The following is a 16,872-nucleotide window of genomic DNA, read 5'->3' as shown; positions in this document are numbered from 1 at the left end:
CTCACTTCGTCGGCTGCCGCTGCGCCGAGATGCCGAGCACGAGCCGCATCCTGTCGGTGCTGCTCGCGGCAGGCTGCACCACCAGTTCGTCGATGAACAGGAACGGCATGCCTGCCTCCAGATCATAGAGCAGCGGCTGAAGCGCGGCGGAGGCGAGCTCGATGTTGAACGTCGCCGAGACGAAGCCGGATTTGGCGAGCGGCCCCTGCGTGTCGACCTGCGACGACAGCGTGTTGCCGTTGACGCGTTTGGCAGCCGCGAGCACGCGCTGGAGCAGCATGGCGCTTGCGACCGAAGCCGTCTGCCCCTCGAGGAATGCCGACCCAATCGGCACGCTCACGTCGCTCCTCGCCGCGGAGCGCTGCGCCGGATGCCGGGTTTCCAGCGTCTGGAGGATCTCCGCGGCCGAGGCCGCAGCATCGCGGCTGCCGAGGATCTCGACCACGGTCTGCACCGTCGTGAACGCAAGCAGCACCACCAGCGCCGCATAGGCCGCGACCGCGGCGATCGGAAAGCGGGTGAGATAGCCCTCGAACTTCTGCATGGAGATCATGTGCCCGATCCGAATTGCGGTTTGATCCTGGTCTCGATGTGGAAACGCTCGCCGGATTCGTTGGCGGCGCGCGTCGTCGGGGCGAAGAATCCGGCGCTCGCAAAATGCGGCGACCGCTCCAGGATCTCGATCAGCGACGGCGCATCATGGGTCAGGCCCGTGATCTGGAGCTTGTCGCCCTCGATCCGCAGCTCGGTCGCATAGGTGTGGTCAGGCAGGATGCCGGACAGCTCTTCCAGCACCATCACCGCCGACGGCATCGTCTGCTTGCGGCGCGCCAGAAGTTCGATCGCCGAGCCGCCCGGGCCGCCCTGGCTGCCGCGCGCGATGGCGCGCCGCTCGGCGATCCGGCGCTGGATCTGCTGCTGCTCGGCATCGTAGGAGTCGGTCACGATTCCGCCAAGGCCGATCGAGAGTATCGCCGGCACGCCTGCGATCGCGAGCACCGCGATCAGCGCGAAGCGGAGGCGACTTGATCCCGTCTGCCCACCGATGCGCTGATGATGGACGGCGATGCGCTCCATCCCGGGCGTCGCCGTCGAGATATCGACAGCCGTAGCGCCGAGATCGAGCAGGGCTTGCGACAACGACGTCACGGCGGCACGCGCCGTCGCCACCACCGTTAGCTCGACATGGTCGTCGGCGATCGGCTGTGGCGGCGTCCAGTGAAAGACCGCCTCCGCCGGGCTCCAGGGCGTCAACCGGTCGATCTGGGCGCGGATGATGCCGTCGAGGAATTCGACCGCGCGGCCCGGCAGCTCCAGCGGACGAAACACGAAGCGCGAGGGACGAAGCGCGAGGTCGACGATCGCCCCCTTCATCGCCGCGGACCATTCCGGCGACAGCGGCGTACTGATCGCGCCGTCGACGATGCCGATGCGGACAGGCGGCAGATCGGCATCCTTGCTCGCCTTCGAGACCAGGCGCAACGTGAGAGCGCCCTCCTCGTCCTCGCTGATCGCGATCTGCTGCGCGCCGCGCGCGCGTTCGAGCCGCGCGCTCACCGTGTTTGCAACGCTGTCGATCCACAACGACAGCGCGGCTGCGATTTGACCAGGAATACTCATCTCACCTCTCGCGGCCGTGGCCGCCCTCCCCGCTCCGGATCGACCTCGTCCGTCCACGCCAGCACGCGGAAGGCTTCCGTCTCGCCCGGCCCCGGAATCTGGATCACCGCCTCCGGCATGCGCTGCCGGCCATCCGGCAGCGTGATCCGCATGCGCACGCGATAGGCATCGCTTGCGGATATCGTCGCGCCCGGCTGCCGGCCGCCGAGCGCACCGATGACGAACTCCGGATTGTCGGGCGGCAGATCCGCGCGCTGATTGAGGAAGGCATCGAGCTTTGCCGTGCTCATGTCCGGCAAGGCTGCGATCACTTCCGGCGCGGCATCGAGCACATTGACCTCGGCCATGCCGCTATAGACGGTCACGAACGGCATCGCGCGTTCGACCAGCGCGACCGGCAGGCCGAGCACCAGCCACATTTCGTCAACGCTGCTCAACGGGGCCTGCCGCGGCACGTAAGCGAGGCCCGCCGCGTTGTAAGCCGCCAACTCCGCATTCTGCCGGTCCGATCGCGGTGGGCGACGCCACGCGATGACGCGCGCGGCATAATCGTCCGCTGCTTCAGCCGGCGCGCCGAGCGCCCTGAACAGGCCGGAGATCATCGCGCGCGGCGCCAGGTTGAGATTGATCCGCGCCGATTCCGACATGTATTCGACGCGCACGGATGCACCCGCGAGGCGAAAGCCAAATCCGCCATGGCTCGGACGCCGCACCGTCGCGGGCGCCGACAATTGATAGGCGGCGAGTTCTACCCCGGCCGAGCTCAGCATCTCCCATTGCGTCGCGGCGTCCAGTGCCGAGAGCGCATTGGCCGATTGCGCGATGTAGACCGACGCGACAGTCGCAAGTGCAGCAAGCCCCGCGAGCAGCCACAACGTCGCGACGACGATGAAGCCGTCCTGTGCCGCAAGCTTGCGCCGGAGTCGAAGGCCCTGACTGGTCATCATGTCGGCCCGTCATTGGCTTGTGGCTGCGCTTCTTCCTGTTGGATCGTCGACGGGTCTGCCCGCGGGGCACCCCTTTCGACATGGATCCGCGCTGCGCTCGAAATCACGGTCCCGCGTTCGACGTCCCTGATGTCGAAGCGGACCGCGGTCGGTAACTCGCCGGTCTCGAGCCAGCGGCCGCCCCATTTGGAGTCGAGACCGGCATAGGCAAAGCTGATGCGATAGGGCATGCGCAGCAGCACGACGGGATCGGCGAACTGGATCTGATCGATCCGGGGATCGCCGGCCTGCAGCAGCACGAAGGGCGCGCGCATGCGGACCAGCGCGGCGCCGCGACTGTCGTTGACCTCCGCGATGCGAACGATCTCCAGTCCCGGGCGGCCGTTCGGACCAAGCACGGAGCGAACGAACATCACGCTTTGCTCAGAGCCGCGAAACAGCGGCAGATTGTCCGACCGCGTCACATAGTCTGCCGCCGACAGATCGGTCGTGAGGCGGTCGAGCGCAACCGCGACCTGCTCGTTGCGCTGGGCGCGGATGATGCCGCGATTCCAGCTCGGCAGCCATTGCGCGGTGACCGAGGCCAGCGCGCCCATGATCAGCCCCATCAGCGCCAGGGCGACCAGCGCCTCGAACAACGTGAAGCCGTCTTCAGCGCGCCATGTCCCGGTGTGATTCATCGGCTCCCGCCCCTGCCCTGCAAGCGGATCGTCTCGAACGACACGATGGCCCCGCCGGGCGCCTGCACGCGCAGTTCGACGCGCTGCGGGACGAACCGCGACTCCGGCACGACAGGCACATCGTCCGTGAACGGCGTCATGCGCATCTGCCAGCGGTGGCCCGCGACCCGTCCGCGCAAATCGCCGGGCATCGGCTCGCCCGCGCGCGGCAGGGTCGAGACCACGACGCGCGCCGCGTTGACCAGCGCAGCGTGCTGCTCGAGCTTCCAGGCGCCGCGCGAATTGGTCGCGACCAGCGTTCCGATGGCGGCCAGCCCGATCGTCACCAGCGCGAGCGCCACGACGGCCTCGATCATGGTGAAGCCGGCCTCGCCCCGGCGGCTAGAGGACGTCTTGCGCGACAATGTCCACGCCTCCCGTCAACCAGTTCACACGCACTTCGACGGCACTGCCGAGCCGCGTCAGCCGGATCGTGCCGCCGCAGGACATGCCGCTGGCAAAGAAGCTGATGGTCGAGAGCGCCGGCCGGCCGTTGCAGCGCTGCGGCAACAGCGCATCGAACACCACGTCCTCCGGCACCCGGACCACCCAGGGCCCCGATCCCGACCGCACGGTGCGCGAGCGCGCGTCGACCACGGCGTTGACGGCGCCATAGCGCGACAGCGCGGCGCTGCGGTCGGCCTTGAGCAGGGCCGCGACCTCGATCGCATACGCCTCCAGCCGTGGCCGCGACGTCGCCGACGGAAAGCGCGGCAGCAGCACCGCGGCGAGCATCGCGACGATGGCGAGCACGCAGACCATTTCGAGCAGGGTGAAGCCGGCTTCGCCGGTGTCAGTTCTGTCCGGAGGTGAGATCGGCCGATGTCCCCGTCCCGCCTTCCTGCCCGTCGGAGCCGAGCGAGCGGATTTCGTAGGGCGCGCGTTCTGCGGGCTGCTTGTAGACATAGGGATTGCCCCACGGGTCGTTGGGAACATTGCCGCCCTTCAGGTAAGGGCCATTCCAGGACGCCACGCCGCTGATCGGATGGGCGAGCGCACCCAGCCCCTCCGAGCTGCTCGGGAAGCGGCCGGCGTCGAGGTAGAAGAGATCGAGCGCGCTGCTGAAGCTCTGGATCTGGATCTTGGCGGCCTTGACGCGGGACTCGCTGAGATAGTTCAGCACCCGCGGGCCGACCAGCGCCATGATCATGCCGATGATGGTGATGACGACGAGCATCTCCACCAGCGTGAACCCCTCCTCGCCGCGTCGCCGGCGGCGTCGCCTCGGCGGAGCGAACAGGGCCTTCCCTGGCAAGCGGATCATGTGAACTCTCCCCTTCTCAACCGACGACTTGCGTCACTGACAGCAGCGCCGTCATGACCGACACGATCAGACCGCCGACCACGACACTGATCAGAATGATGGCGGCGGGCCCGATGATGGCGACGACGCGATCGAGCTGCCGCTGCAGCTTCTCCTCGTAGAACTCCGCGACCCGGCCCGACAGCGTCGGCAGCTGCCCGGTCTCCTCGCCGAGCCGCAGCATCCGCACCGCGACCGGTGGCAGCACGGCCGAGGCGGTCAGTGCCTCGGCCAGCCTGCCGCCGTGGCGCACGCGATCGGCCATCGCCGCCCAGGCCGGCGCATTGCCGGTCGCGGTCATGATGTCGATCAGGATGCGCAACGTCGCCGTCAGCGTCACGCCGCTGCCGAGCAGGATGCCGAGGTTGCGCGAGAACAGCGCGGCGCGATGGAATTCGACCACGGTCGAGATGACGGGCAGCCGTGCGATCTGGGTCACGATACCAGCGCGAACCGACGGCCTGCGCCAGGCCAGCCAGCCACCGATGACGGCGATGGCGACCGCGGCGCCGACCTCGAAGCCGTGGCCGCGCAGGATGTCCGACAACGTCAGGAACACCTCGATGACCGGATCGGTCTTCGCATTGAAGTCGCGCAGCACAGCGGAGAACTGCGGCAGCACGAACGTCACGAAGAAGATCAGGACGCCACCGGCCGCCAACAGCACGAAGGCCGGATATTGCAGGGCGCCGGTCACCTTGCGGCGCAGCGCCTCGGCCCGCACGCGTTCGGTCCCGATCGTCTCCAGGATGTGGTCCAGCCCGCCCGACAGCTCGCCGACCCTCACCAGGGCAATATACATCGGCGGGAACAGCGTCGGCTCGCGCGCCAGCGCCTCGGCAAAGCTTTCACCGGACAGGATCGCGGTCTTGATATTGTTGACGACCGGACGAAGCCGGCTGACATCCGTATCGCCGGCGAGCAGTTCCAGCGCATCATTCAGCCGGGCCCCGGCCTTGAGGAGCAGCGCAAGGTCGCGGGTGAAGATCGTGACGTCGGCCGGTCCCGGCTTCGACAGCGTCAGCGACGCCAGCGAGAGCGACCAGCCCCTGGCCTCCTCCTCGGGGCCGGCATCGATCGCGACGAGGCCGAGATATTCGATGCGCTGGGCCACCTCGGCCAGGTTGGCTGCCGTGATCGATCCGGAGACCACCTCTCCCTTCTGCGTCAGCGCGCGATAGCGAAAGTTCGGCATCCCGTCACCGCACGGTGGTCACGCGAAGGATCTCCGCGGCGGAGGTCATGCCCGACAGGCACTTGGCGAGGCCGTCCTCGATCATCGTCGTCATGCCGTTGCGGATGGCGACCTTGTCGATGGACTCCCAGTCGGACTTCTCCTCGACCAGCGCGCGGACCTCCTCGTTCATTTCCAGCACTTCGAACACACCGATACGGCCGCGATAGCCGACATTGCCGCAGCGTTCGCAGCCGGCGGGTTCGAAGATCACGTTGCCGACGGACAGGCCGACCGCCGTATAACGCGGATCGGCCTCGACGTCGGCATGGGTCAGCGGCCGGCTGCTCTTGCAGCGGTCGCAGAGCTGGCGCACCAGGCGCTGCGCGATCACCGCGCGCAAGGTCGAGCGCAGCAGGAAGGCTTCGACGCCAAGATCGAGCAGACGCGGCACGGCGGCGGCCGCCGTCTCTGTGTGCAGCGTGGTCAGTACGAGATGGCCGGTGAGCGCGGCGTGTACGGCGACATGGGCCGTCTCGGAGTCGCGGACCTCGCCGACCATGATTACGTCGGGGTCCTGGCGCACGAAAGAGCGCAGCGCGGTCGCAAAGGTCAGGCCGATCGACGGCTTGGCCTGGGACTGCGAGACGCCGGGGATCTCATATTCGACGGGATCCTCGATAGTCAGGATTTTTCGAGTCGGCTCGTTGAGCAGCGACAGCACCGTGGCGAGCGTCGTGGTCTTGCCGCTGCCGGTGGGGCCGGTGACGATGATCATGCCGTGCGGCAGCGCCAGCATGCGCCGCAATTTGGCTTGGTCGCCGGCCAGGAAGCCCAGCTTGTCGACCGACAGCAGCGCCCGGTCGCGCGGCAACAGGCGGATGACGGCGGATTCGCCATGTTGTGTCGGCATGATCGCGACGCGCACGTCGAGTTCCGATCGCGCCGCCCGTACCCGCGCGCCGCCGTCCTGCGGCAGCCGGCGCTCCGCGATGTTCAGGCCCGCCAGGATCTTGATGCGTGAGATCACCGCCGCCGGAGGAACGCCGTTCGGCGTCGCGACAATACGCAACAGGCCGTCGACGCGCATCCGTATCACCAGCGAGGTCCGGCCCGGTTCGATGTGGATATCACTGGCGCGCAGTTCGACCGCGGTCTCGAACATGTCGTTGACGGCGCGGACCACGGGCGCGCCGCTGGCGAGGTCGCGCAGATTGTCGATATCGTCATCCTGCACCGCCGCGCTGACGGTGCTCTCGGCGCTGCCGCTCTCCTCTTCGCCGAGGCGCTGGTCGAGCGCGGTGGCGATGTCCTCGAACGACGCCACTCGAATGGTGGGCGCGATTCCGAGCACGATCCCCGCCGCCAGGATGGACGCGCGGTCGGTCGGATCCGCCAGCACCAGCGTCGGCGCTCCGCCTGCCGCCTGGCACGGAAACACCGCCATCTCACGCAGGAACCGGCGCGAGAACTGCTGCACCCGGGATTCCGCCGCCATCATCTCCTGAAGCGTGATGCGCGGCAGCTCGAAGAACAGCGCGACTTCGTCGGCGAATTCGCTCGCCGACAATTCGCTCATCTCCCACAACTTGCGCAGGCCGCCGTCGGTCGGACCGGAGCCGTTAAGCCTGCCGAGCTTGTCCGCATCCGCTTTCAGGCCGGTCTTCTGGCTGAAACGAGCTGCGAACTCGCGCGCATTCGGGGAGGCCATGAACGTCTACCGCAGTCACTCTGGTGGCCGCAGAGCGGCGAGCGGGCCGTTTACCTCAGTTTTCCGATTGGAAATGTGACGTGATGATCCAGCGTAACATCATCCCCAGGCTATTCACAGCCGCGCAGCCGGCAACACTTTCGATATTCCCGGGCAATTCCGCGAATTACGCCATCATAACAAAGTCGCGTGCGATAGATACGCGATCTCCAACATTGATAACACACGACTGTCATACGAGAGGGCTAAGCAAGCCTCCTTCGGCCCGCCCCGTCTCGACGGAACGACGGCGGGCAGCGCGTGAGTGAGGTCGAGAGTGAGCCGAGCAGCATTCCGGATCGGCTTGGTTGTTCAATGCGCTGTCGTCTGCGTATTGCTCGGATCGTGCAACACGGTGAGCGGCATCGCGGATGCCGACACCAAGGACCCGGATGTGTTCGACAAGGTCCGCTCGGTCGACCTTCTGCCGCGATATCCGAACCAGCTGCCGCAGCGCGAACTCTCCACCGGCCCCCGCGCCAAGACCGCGATCTACGCTGCCGTTGCCAGCGACGATGCGCCGACCGCCACGTCCTCGCAGCAGGCTACCGTCAGTTCCGAGCGGTTCGAACTCAATTTCGACAATTCACCGATCGCTTCCGTCGCCAAGATCGTGCTCGGTGATATCCTCGGCGTCGGCTACGTCATCGACCCGCGCGTCCAGGGTAACATCAGCCTCTCCTCGGGCCGCCCGATCCCCAAATCCGACGTCGTCTTCGCGCTCGAAAACGCGCTGCGGATCGGCGGCGTCGCCCTGGTGCGCGACGATACCGGCTACCGGCTGATGCCGCAGGGCGATGCGGTCGGCGCCGGCATTGCCGATGCCTCCGATCGGATGACGCCGGGCTACGGCGTGACGGTGGTGCCGCTGCAATATGTTTCGGCCCAGACCGTCATCAAGCTGGTCGACAGCTTTGCCACCAAGCAAGGCATGATCCGCGCCGACACCAACCGCAATTTGATCCTGATCCAGGGCTCCGGCAGCGAGCGCCGCAATGCGGTCGATCTCGTGCTGAGCTTCGATGCCGACTTCCTGAAGGGACAATCGGTCGGCATCTTCCCGGTGCAGAACAGCAATCCGGGGCCGATCATCGCCGAGCTCGAGAAGATCGTCGATTCCGGCGAAGGCGGGATGACGCAGGGCATGATCAAATTCCAGTCGATCGCCCGCATGAACGCCGTGCTCGCGGTGACGCGGAAGCCGGAGCTGCTCAACCGTGTCGAGACCTGGATCCGCCGCCTCGATACCACCAACACCGGCCGCTCCGCGGTTCACGTCTACCGCGTCAAGTTCGGCGATGCCCGGCAGATCGCACGCGTGCTCAACGACGTCTTCGGTGCGGGCAGCTCGTCCAGCTCGTCGGCCTCTCCGCTCGACGGGCCGGGCGGACAGGTCGCGCCGGGATCCGGCCTTGCCGCGAGTTCGAGCGGCGGCTCCGCGCTCAGCCGCCTGTCCGCCGCCCCCAATCAATCGAGCAGCGGCTTTGGCGGCAATTCGAGCGGACGTGCCGCGAGTGCCGGTGCCGCCGACGCCTCCTCCGGCGGTCAGCCCGCTTACGGCGCATCGTCCGCTTCGCAAGGCGGCGGCAGCCTGTTCGATAACGCAGCAACCGGACAGAATTCAGGCCGCGGCGGCGCGGGCCCAGGCAACGTCCTTGACGGCGTCCGCATCACCGCCGACAGCGTCAACAACACGCTGCTGATCTATGCGAGCCAGGAGCAGTACCGGATCATCGAGCAGACCATCAGAGAGGTCGACCAGCCGCAGCTCCAGGTCGCCATCGACGCCACCATCGCCGAGGTGACGCTGACCGACGATCTCCAATACGGCATCCAGTCCTACATCATGAGCCGCGACGTCGGCCTCAAGCCCAACACCGGCTCTGTCGGCTTCAATGGTGCGACCTCCGTGGCCGCCGCAGCAGCCGATGTCGTGCTCCAGCGCGCCATCCCCGGCTTCAACTTCCTGGTCGGGTCGGCGCAGACGCCGCGCGCCGTGCTCAACGCGCTACATGCGATTACCGACGTCAAGGTGCTGTCGAACCCATCCGTCGTCGTGATCGACAACCAGGTCGCGACCCTCCAGGTCGGCGACGAAATCCCGATCCAGACCGGAAGCGCGACCGTGCTGACCGGCAGCAACACCATCGCCAACACCACCGACTATCGCAGCACCGGCATCATCCTGCGCGTGGTGCCGCGGATCAATGCCAACGGCAATGTCAGGCTCGACGTCGAGCAGGAGATCAGCAATCCCGTCGCCAACTCGTCGTCGGGATCTTCGTCGACGTCGACCAATTCGCTGACGCCGACGGTGTCGACCCGCAAGGTGCGCAGCTCGGTCGCAGTCGCCAGCGGGCAGACGGTGCTGCTCGCAGGCCTGATCAGCGACACCCAGACCAAGACCCGCGCCGGCATTCCCGGGCTCGATCAGATTCCCGGCCTCGGCGAGGCCGTGTTCGGCCAGACCGACAAGCAGGTCAAGCGCACCGAGCTGATCATCTTCATCCGCCCGCAGATCATCCGGGACGGTGCGGATGCGCATTTCGTCGCCGAGGAGCTGCGCACCAAGCTGCGCGGCACCATCAACGCGATCGGGCCGAAGCCAACGGCACCGACGACCTACCGCTGAGCCCATGGAAGTTGGCGGTAAGCAGGAGCGGTTCACATGATCAAGCCCGGCATATTCTTCGCCGTAGCCCTCGTGCTGGGATTGGCCTCAACGGACATCGCTCGCGCGGATGCGCTCGGTGCCGGAACCGGCGCCTTCAACCGCGGCGACTACAACACCGCCGCCCGCCTGCTGTTGCCACAGGCCGAGCGCGGCAATGCCCGCGCGCAAGGAATGGTCGGCTTCATGTACGCGACGGGACAAGGCCTGCCGCAGGCCTACGACGCCGCGGGCTACTGGTACCGGCTGGCGGCGGAGCAAGGCGACACCACCTCGCAATATCTGCTCGGCCTTGCCTATGACAAGGGCCAGGGCGTGCCGCAGGACGACGTCGCCGCCTACAAATGGCTGAACCTTGCGGCCGCACATGCACCGAAGAAGACGCGCGAGAATTTCGCCAAGCTGCGCAACGCCGTCGCGTCGAAGATGAGCCGCGGCCAGATCGCGACCGGCCAATGGCATGCGCTGCGCTGGCCCGAAGAGTCTCCGTTCTGATCGAAGGCGCCGGCCGGGACAGCCGTCATATCAAAGATATGACGGCATAGTGTCGCTCTTAACATAAATCACACCATCACCACCCTGCCCGGCCGCAATGGACCGGATCTGTAGAATTTGAAGCAATTGCTTAGCCGGATCGCGAGCTGTCTCTGCCAACGTCCCCGCGTAGGAGCGTCGGGGGGACGATATGCCGGGAATTCACAACGCAGGACGGAAGCTGGCAAGACAGAAGCTGGCAAGGCAGAGGCTGGCAACGCTTGCCGCAGCGGCCGGCTTCGCAGCAGCCTGCCTGTCGATGGCGCAGCCGGCCTACGCTTTCCTGGTCCGCCCCACCCTGTTCGCCGCCGTCGGCGCCGCCACCAAGGCGCCCTCCGGCTGGCAACAATTCTGCGCGGAGAATGCCGACGAGTGCCGGCCCGGTGCCGATCAGGCCCGGGATGTCGTGCTCACGCCCGAACTGCTGCAGCAACTCTACGAGATCAACAAATACGTCAACGATCGCGTCACCTGGACCAGCGATGACGTGCTCTACGGCAAGGCCGAACGCTGGTCGCTGCCGCTCGATCGTGGCGATTGCGAGGACATCGTCCTGCTCAAGCGCAAAATGCTCGCCAAAGCGGGATGGCCGCAAGGCTCGCTCCTGATCACCACGGTCGAGGAGCCCGCTCCGGCCAAGGGGCGTCATGCCGTGCTGACCGTCCGCTCTGACCGCGGCGAGATGATCCTCGACAACCAGACGCCGGAAATCCTGTTCTGGTACGAGACCAAATACCGGTATCTGGCGCGGCAAAGCGCGGGCGACCCGAACGTCTGGGTGTCCTTCGGCGCAGAGCAGCCGAAGCCGCCGATCCTGACCGTCGAGCGCTGATCTACCTGTAAAACGAGCTTCGAGCCGGCCTCGCGGCCCTGGTCGCATCGGGGCGTGTGGCCCGCCGGCCATGCACGCCGGCGGTCGTCCGGCGTTTCGCCGCACCTTTTCGCCGTGAATGCCTCTATAACATTCCACGCAAATTATGATACAATATATATCATTCCCGATGGAATGATTCCCATTTCGAATTGTATAACCATCGCGACCACCCCTTAGCGCTCATTAGAGGCATCAATGACCACTCAAGTTGTATTTGGCGGCCCGACGACGGTCTCCGCCCCCACCGCCACGACTTACGTCGTCCTTTCGGGCACGCTCGACGTCGCCGCCGGCGGCGTCGTGTCCGGCGCCACCGCGATCGGCCCCGGCAGCGTCATCATGATCGAGGCCGGCGGCACCGCCAACAACTCGACCGTCGCCGGCGGCGTGCAGTTCACCTACGGCACGGCCAACGGCGTCGTCATCTCCAATGGCGGCGTCCAGCACGTCTATGGCGGCACCGCCAGCAACGTCGTAATCAGCGCCGGCGGCTACCAGGACGTCATGAACGCCACGGTCAACGGAACGACGCTGGCGGGCTCCCAGCAGGTGCATGTCGGCGGCGTGACCTATGCGACCGTCATCGTCAGCGGCGGCAACGAGTTCGTTGCGGCCGGCGGCACCACCAACGGGACGATCATCTCGTCGGGTGGCCTGCAATATGTCGGCACGGACGGCACCGCCAACGGCACCGCGATCAACAATGGCGGCTATCAATACGTGCTCGGCACCGGCAACGACAGCGTCGTGTTCGGTGGCGGCATCCAGGAGGTCGCCGGCACCACCAACAACACCACCGTCAACAGTGGCGGCATTCAGCACGTCGTTCTGAACGGCAATGCGATCACGACCACCGTCCAGGCCGGCGGTTTCCAGCAGGTCATCAGCGGCAGCGTGCAGGGCAGTCAGGTCAGCGGCAGCCTTCAGGTCCTCGGCACCGGCACATCGACCGACACCGTGATCCTGGCGGGTGGTAACGAGTATATCGGCTCCGGAGCTGCGGCGACGGGAACGACCGTGAACGCCGGCGCCCTGCAATATGTCGACGTCGGCGGCTCGGCGAGCTCGACCACGGTGAATGGCGGCTTCGTGTTCGTGGCCGGCTCGGCCTCGGGCGCGACCGTCAACACCGGCGAGTTCGATGTGGCGGGCAGCGCCAGCAACACGCATCTCGCCGGCGGCATTGAATATGTCTATGCCGGCGGCGTCCAGAACGGCGTCGACTTCGCAGGCTCAGCCTCGACTCTCTATCTCGAGAACGCGGCCGGCCTGACCGGCACGATCTCGAATTTCGAGGTAGGGGACGTCATCGACTTCCGCAACCTCGCGGTGACCGCGTACGAATTCGATGGCGCGACGCTGACGCTGACCACCAGCAACGGCTCTCTCGCCTACCAGTTCGCTGGCGTCGAGGCCGGCACCGCGCTGAACGTAGCCTCCGACGGCCACGGCGGCACCGCCGTGTCGCTGTCGCTGCTGTCGCAGTTCTCGGCGAGCCTGGTGCCGGACGCCGGCGAAGGCGCGATCACGCCGCAGGGCTCCGATCCCGAGAGCAATTCGCTCGTTCACGCCCAGAGCTGAGCCAGAACGACATCGCCGTACCGGGACACGCATCCCGGTACGGCCTGCCCTCGCCGTCAGAGCCAGGCTCCGGTCAGGACCTTCGGGCGAAAGCCCCGCCCCCTCTACCACCAGACTACGAAAGCAGCAGGTCGCGCGGCAACGTACGGACCGGCCTGTCCGCAGCAATGATAACGCCGCTCACGCCTGCCTGGACGGAAGGCGCGCAGAGCGCGCGATTGCATGTCAACCGAAGCACGCGTCGTAGCTGCGCCGGCCGAACCGCTTCATATCACTGATATAACATTACTCCGGACAAAATGCCGCACGCCGCGCAAAAATGTATCATAAAACATCATAAACAGATCGTTTAGAGCCCATGCAGGTTCGGTTCACGCCGCTGCAGGTCGCGGTGGCGAAGCGGAATCCGCCCTTTCAGCGCTCATTCAGCATCACTTGAGGTTATGTTATGACCACCGTCGTAAAAATAGGTAACGAATTTCAGGTCAATAGCCAGACGACCGGCGGCCAGTGGTATCCCTCCGTCACCGGTCTTTCCAATGGCGGCTTCGTCGTCACCTGGCAGGACGGTCTCGCCGGCTATAACGGCAGCGGCAGCAGCACGCTCGGCGACACCAGCGGCTCCGCGGTCAAGGCCCAGCTCTATGCCGCCGACGGCAGCAAGGTTGGCGGCGAATTCCTGGTCAACACCCAGACCACCGGCTCGCAGGCCACTCCGGTCGTGACCGGTCTGTCCAATGGCGGCTTCGTCGTTTCCTGGCAGGACCAGAACTCCACCAGCGGCGACATCAAGGCGCAGATCTACGGCGCCAACGGCGCTCCGGTCGGCGGCGAGTTCCTGATCAACTCCGTCACCGCCAACAACCAGAACACTCCGGCCATCACCGGCCTGCCCAATGGCGGCTTCGTGGTCGCCTGGACCAACCAGGGCTCGTCGGCTCCCGACGTCAAGGCGCAGGTCTATGACGCGAGCGGCGCCAAGGTCGGATCCGAATTCCTCGTCAACTCCGCCAGCGTCTACGATCAGGAGCGCGCCTCGATCGCCACACTCGGCAATGGCGACTTCGTCGTGACCTGGAACGACTTCCGCACCGGCAATTGGGAAGTCCGCGGCCAGGTGTTCCATCCGACCGCGAGCGGCGCCAGCAAGGTCGGCTCGGAATTCACCGTCGACACCGCATTCTACAACAACCGCATGGTTGCCGGTGTGACCGGTCTTGCCAACGGCAATTTCATCATCAGCTTCGAGGACACCAGCGGCGAAATCCGTGCGCAGGTTTTCACAGCCGGCGGCGTCAAGGTCGGCTCGGAATTCCAGGTCAACACCCAGACCAGCGGAAATCAGGGCTTTTCCAGCATCACCGCGCTGACCAGCGGCGGCTTCGTCGTGGCCTGGTCGGACGAAGGCACCGCCGACGGCAGCGGCTCCGCCATCAAGGCGCAGGTCTATGATGCGGCCGGCGGCAAGATCGGCGGCGAGTACATCGTCAACTCGCAAACCAACAGCTATCAGTACTATCCGACCGTCGCGGCGCTCGCCAATGGCGGCTTCGTCGTCTCCTGGCAGGACTTCAGCCAGACGCTCGGCGACACCTCCTCCTACGGCATCACCGCGCAGGTCTTCAACCTGTCGAACGCCCCGACCGCGCCGACCATCGTCTCGGTCACCGACGACGTCTCGCCGAATGCCGGCGTGCTCGTCAGCGGTGCCAGCACCAACGACACCAACCTGACGGTCCGCATCGCGACCGGCAGCAATTTTGCCGGCGACGTCGTGCAGCTGTTCGACGGCCAGACCGCGCTCGGCACCGCCGTGACGCTCTCGCTCGCCGACATCGCCCGCGGTTACATCGACATCCAGACCGGCGTGCTCGGCAACGCGGCCCACGCCATCACGGCCAAGGTCACCGACACCACCGGCGCGGTCAGCGATGCCGCCGCCGCGATCAACGTGACCGTCGACACGGTTGCCCCGGCGGTCGGCGTCACCGGCGTGACGCTCGACACCGGCAACCTGCCCACCGTGACGGTGAGCGGCACCACCGAAGCCGGTCTTCTGGTCTCGGTCTATGACGGTGCAACCCTGGTCGGCACCGCCACGGCCGGCGCCGATGGCTCCTGGAGCCTTGCCGGCGTGACCCTGGTGGAAGGCGCCAACAACCTGACCGCCAAGACCGCCGATGCGGCCGGCAATGCCGGCACCTCGACCGTCTTCGCGGCGCCGACGCTGGTCTCGACCAGCACGGTTTCGGTGACCTCGGCGACGACGACCTCGCAGGGCTATGTCGTGCTCGGCGACGGCACCCTCGATGTCGTCACCGGCGGCAACGTCGCCGGCCAGATCACGATCGGCAATGGCGGCGTCGTCGACGTCCTGACCGGCGCGACCACTGAGCACACCGACGTCCTCAACGGCGGCGTGCAGTTCGACTACGGCACCGCCAACGACACGGACGTCAAGTCCGGCGGCGTGCAGCACGTCTATTTCGGTGGCAGCGCCACCGGCACGACGGTTGCAGCAGGCGGCTACCAGGACGTCTACACGAACGCGACCGTCACCGGCACCACTCTCGCCGGCCAGCAGCAAGTGCTCGCGGGCGGCACCGCGATCGACACCCTCGTCGAGAACGGCGGCTACCAGTATGTCGGCGACGGCGGCCACACGGCGGGCACGGTGATCAACACCGGCGGCCTCCAGTACGTCGACACCGGCGCGAGCGCGGATGACACCGTCATCAACGGCGGCTTCCAGTTCGTCAACGGCTCGACGAACGGCGGCTCGGTCGAAGGCGGTCACGCGCAGACCGGCGGCGTTGCGACCAACGTGACGGTCAAGAACGGCGGCGCTCAGCACGTCTACAATGGCGGCAGCGCGTCGGGCTCGACGGTCGAGGCAGGCGCCTTCCAGGACGTCTTCCACGGCTCGGTGACCGGCACGAACCTCTCGGGCTCGCAGCAGGTGCTGGACGGCGCCACCGCCGACCAGACCGTGATCCAGAGCGGCGGCAACGCCTATGTGGGCACGGGCGGTGCGGTGACCGCGACCACGGTCAACGCGGGCGGCCTGCTCTATGTCGACGCCGGCGGTTCGGCTGCCGGTTCGACCATCGACGGCGGCTTCGCCTGGGTTGCGGGCACGGCCTCGAACACGACGCTGAACGGCGGCGAGCTCGACGTTACGGGCTCGGCCACCGGCACGCATCTGGCCGGCGGCGTCGAGCACGTGCTTGCGGGCGGCGTCCAGAACGGCGTCGACTTCGCCGGCGCGGCCGCGACGCTGACGCTCGACAACGCCGCCGGTCTCACCGGCACGGTGTCGAACTTCGAAATCGGTGACTCGATCGACCTGCTCAACACTTCGGTCTCCTCGTTCACCTTCGACGGTTCGACCCTGACGCTCGCCACGAACTCGGGCAGTGTTGCCTATCAGTTCGCGGGCGTGCAGTCCGGCACCGAGCTCAACGTGATCGACGACGGCCATGGCGGCACCGCGATCTCGCTGTCGCTGCTGGTGCAGCAGTCGGCGAGCATCGTTCCGGATGCCGGCACCGAGAGCAGCCTCGTGTCTCCGGACACCACGCAGCAGCAGCCCACGCTGGCGAGCCAGGGCTGAGCCGGACAGGGCTGATCTTGCCCAAACCAGACTTGCGCACCGGGGTTCGCCCCGGTGCGCAAAGCCTGCGATGGCGCCGCAGACCG

Annotated in this window: 14 protein-coding genes; 5 read left to right on the top strand and 9 right to left on the bottom strand. The window is 66.6% G+C overall.

All coding sequences use genetic code 11. The features are described from left to right. Position 1 precedes the first annotated feature (1 nt). The 9 genes from gspM to F8237_RS28925 are packed head-to-tail and all read right to left on the bottom strand — an operon-like array spanning position 2 to position 7,474. Positions 2–553: a type II secretion system protein GspM gene (gene gspM / locus F8237_RS28965; RefSeq protein ID WP_151649590.1), complete on the bottom strand. Its 552-nt coding sequence runs from the start codon at positions 551–553 to the stop codon at positions 2–4. Further along, the gene (locus F8237_RS28960) at positions 550–1,620 is read right to left on the bottom strand and encodes a PilN domain-containing protein (protein WP_151649589.1); all 1,071 of its coding nucleotides are present in this window, start codon (positions 1,618–1,620) and stop codon (positions 550–552) included. Before F8237_RS28960 ends, gspM begins: the two co-directional genes overlap by 4 nt. Then, positions 1,617–2,567 carry a type II secretion system minor pseudopilin gene (locus tag F8237_RS28955; protein ID WP_244626001.1) on the bottom strand — a complete coding sequence of 317 codons (951 nt, stop codon included), beginning with the start codon at positions 2,565–2,567 and terminating at the stop codon, positions 1,617–1,619. Before F8237_RS28955 ends, F8237_RS28960 begins: the two co-directional genes overlap by 4 nt. Further along, entirely contained in the window at positions 2,564–3,247 is a 684-nt protein-coding gene (locus F8237_RS28950; RefSeq protein WP_151649588.1) for a PulJ/GspJ family protein, read from the bottom strand. The genes F8237_RS28955 and F8237_RS28950 overlap by 4 nt, the downstream gene beginning before the upstream one ends. Beyond that, positions 3,244–3,651: a type II secretion system protein gene (locus tag F8237_RS28945; protein ID WP_151649587.1), complete on the bottom strand. Its 408-nt coding sequence runs from the start codon at positions 3,649–3,651 to the stop codon at positions 3,244–3,246. The genes F8237_RS28950 and F8237_RS28945 overlap by 4 nt, the downstream gene beginning before the upstream one ends. After that, positions 3,629–4,102, bottom strand: a complete 474-nt coding sequence (locus tag F8237_RS28940; protein ID WP_259173760.1) for a prepilin-type N-terminal cleavage/methylation domain-containing protein — start codon at positions 4,100–4,102, stop codon at positions 3,629–3,631. Before F8237_RS28940 ends, F8237_RS28945 begins: the two co-directional genes overlap by 23 nt. Next, on the bottom strand, positions 4,080–4,550 hold the full coding sequence (gene gspG, locus F8237_RS28935; RefSeq protein ID WP_151649585.1) for a type II secretion system major pseudopilin GspG: 471 nt from the start codon (positions 4,548–4,550) through the stop codon (positions 4,080–4,082). The genes F8237_RS28940 and gspG overlap by 23 nt, the downstream gene beginning before the upstream one ends. Positions 4,551–4,566: 16 nt before the next feature. Next, complete coding sequence (locus F8237_RS28930) at positions 4,567–5,784, bottom strand: type II secretion system F family protein (RefSeq protein WP_151649584.1); 1,218 nt, start codon at positions 5,782–5,784, stop codon at positions 4,567–4,569. 4 nt (positions 5,785–5,788) lie between these two features. Continuing rightward, positions 5,789–7,474 (bottom strand): GspE/PulE family protein, encoded by a 1,686-nt coding sequence (locus F8237_RS28925; protein WP_151649583.1) that lies wholly within the window; start codon positions 7,472–7,474, stop codon positions 5,789–5,791. Positions 7,475–7,790: 316 nt separating this feature from the next. Between F8237_RS28925 and gspD the strand changes: the two genes are divergently transcribed. The 5 genes from gspD to F8237_RS28900 all read left to right on the top strand — a co-directional run bounded on the left by gspD (position 7,791) and on the right by F8237_RS28900 (position 16,786). After that, positions 7,791–10,145: a type II secretion system secretin GspD gene (gene gspD, locus F8237_RS28920; protein ID WP_151649582.1), complete on the top strand. Its 2,355-nt coding sequence runs from the start codon at positions 7,791–7,793 to the stop codon at positions 10,143–10,145. A 36-nt stretch (positions 10,146–10,181) separates the two neighbouring features. Continuing rightward, a complete protein-coding gene (locus F8237_RS28915) occupies positions 10,182–10,679 on the top strand; it encodes a tetratricopeptide repeat protein (RefSeq protein WP_151649581.1) in 498 nt (165 codons plus the stop codon). A 190-nt stretch (positions 10,680–10,869) separates the two neighbouring features. Continuing rightward, a complete protein-coding gene (locus F8237_RS28910; RefSeq protein WP_244625998.1) occupies positions 10,870–11,550 on the top strand; it encodes a transglutaminase-like cysteine peptidase in 681 nt (226 codons plus the stop codon). 237 nt (positions 11,551–11,787) lie between these two features. Next, the gene (locus F8237_RS28905) at positions 11,788–13,173 is read left to right on the top strand and encodes a hypothetical protein (protein WP_151649580.1); all 1,386 of its coding nucleotides are present in this window, start codon (positions 11,788–11,790) and stop codon (positions 13,171–13,173) included. A gap of 448 nt (positions 13,174–13,621) precedes the next feature. After that, positions 13,622–16,786, top strand: a complete 3,165-nt coding sequence (locus F8237_RS28900) for an AIDA repeat-containing protein (protein WP_151649579.1) — start codon at positions 13,622–13,624, stop codon at positions 16,784–16,786. Positions 16,787–16,872 lie beyond the last annotated feature (86 nt).

Source organism: Bradyrhizobium betae (genome assembly GCF_008932115.1).
Lineage (GTDB): Bacteria > Pseudomonadota > Alphaproteobacteria > Rhizobiales > Xanthobacteraceae > Bradyrhizobium > Bradyrhizobium betae.
The sequence above is the reverse complement of the archived record's forward strand: the minus strand, read 5'-3'. Positions and strand labels throughout refer to the sequence as shown.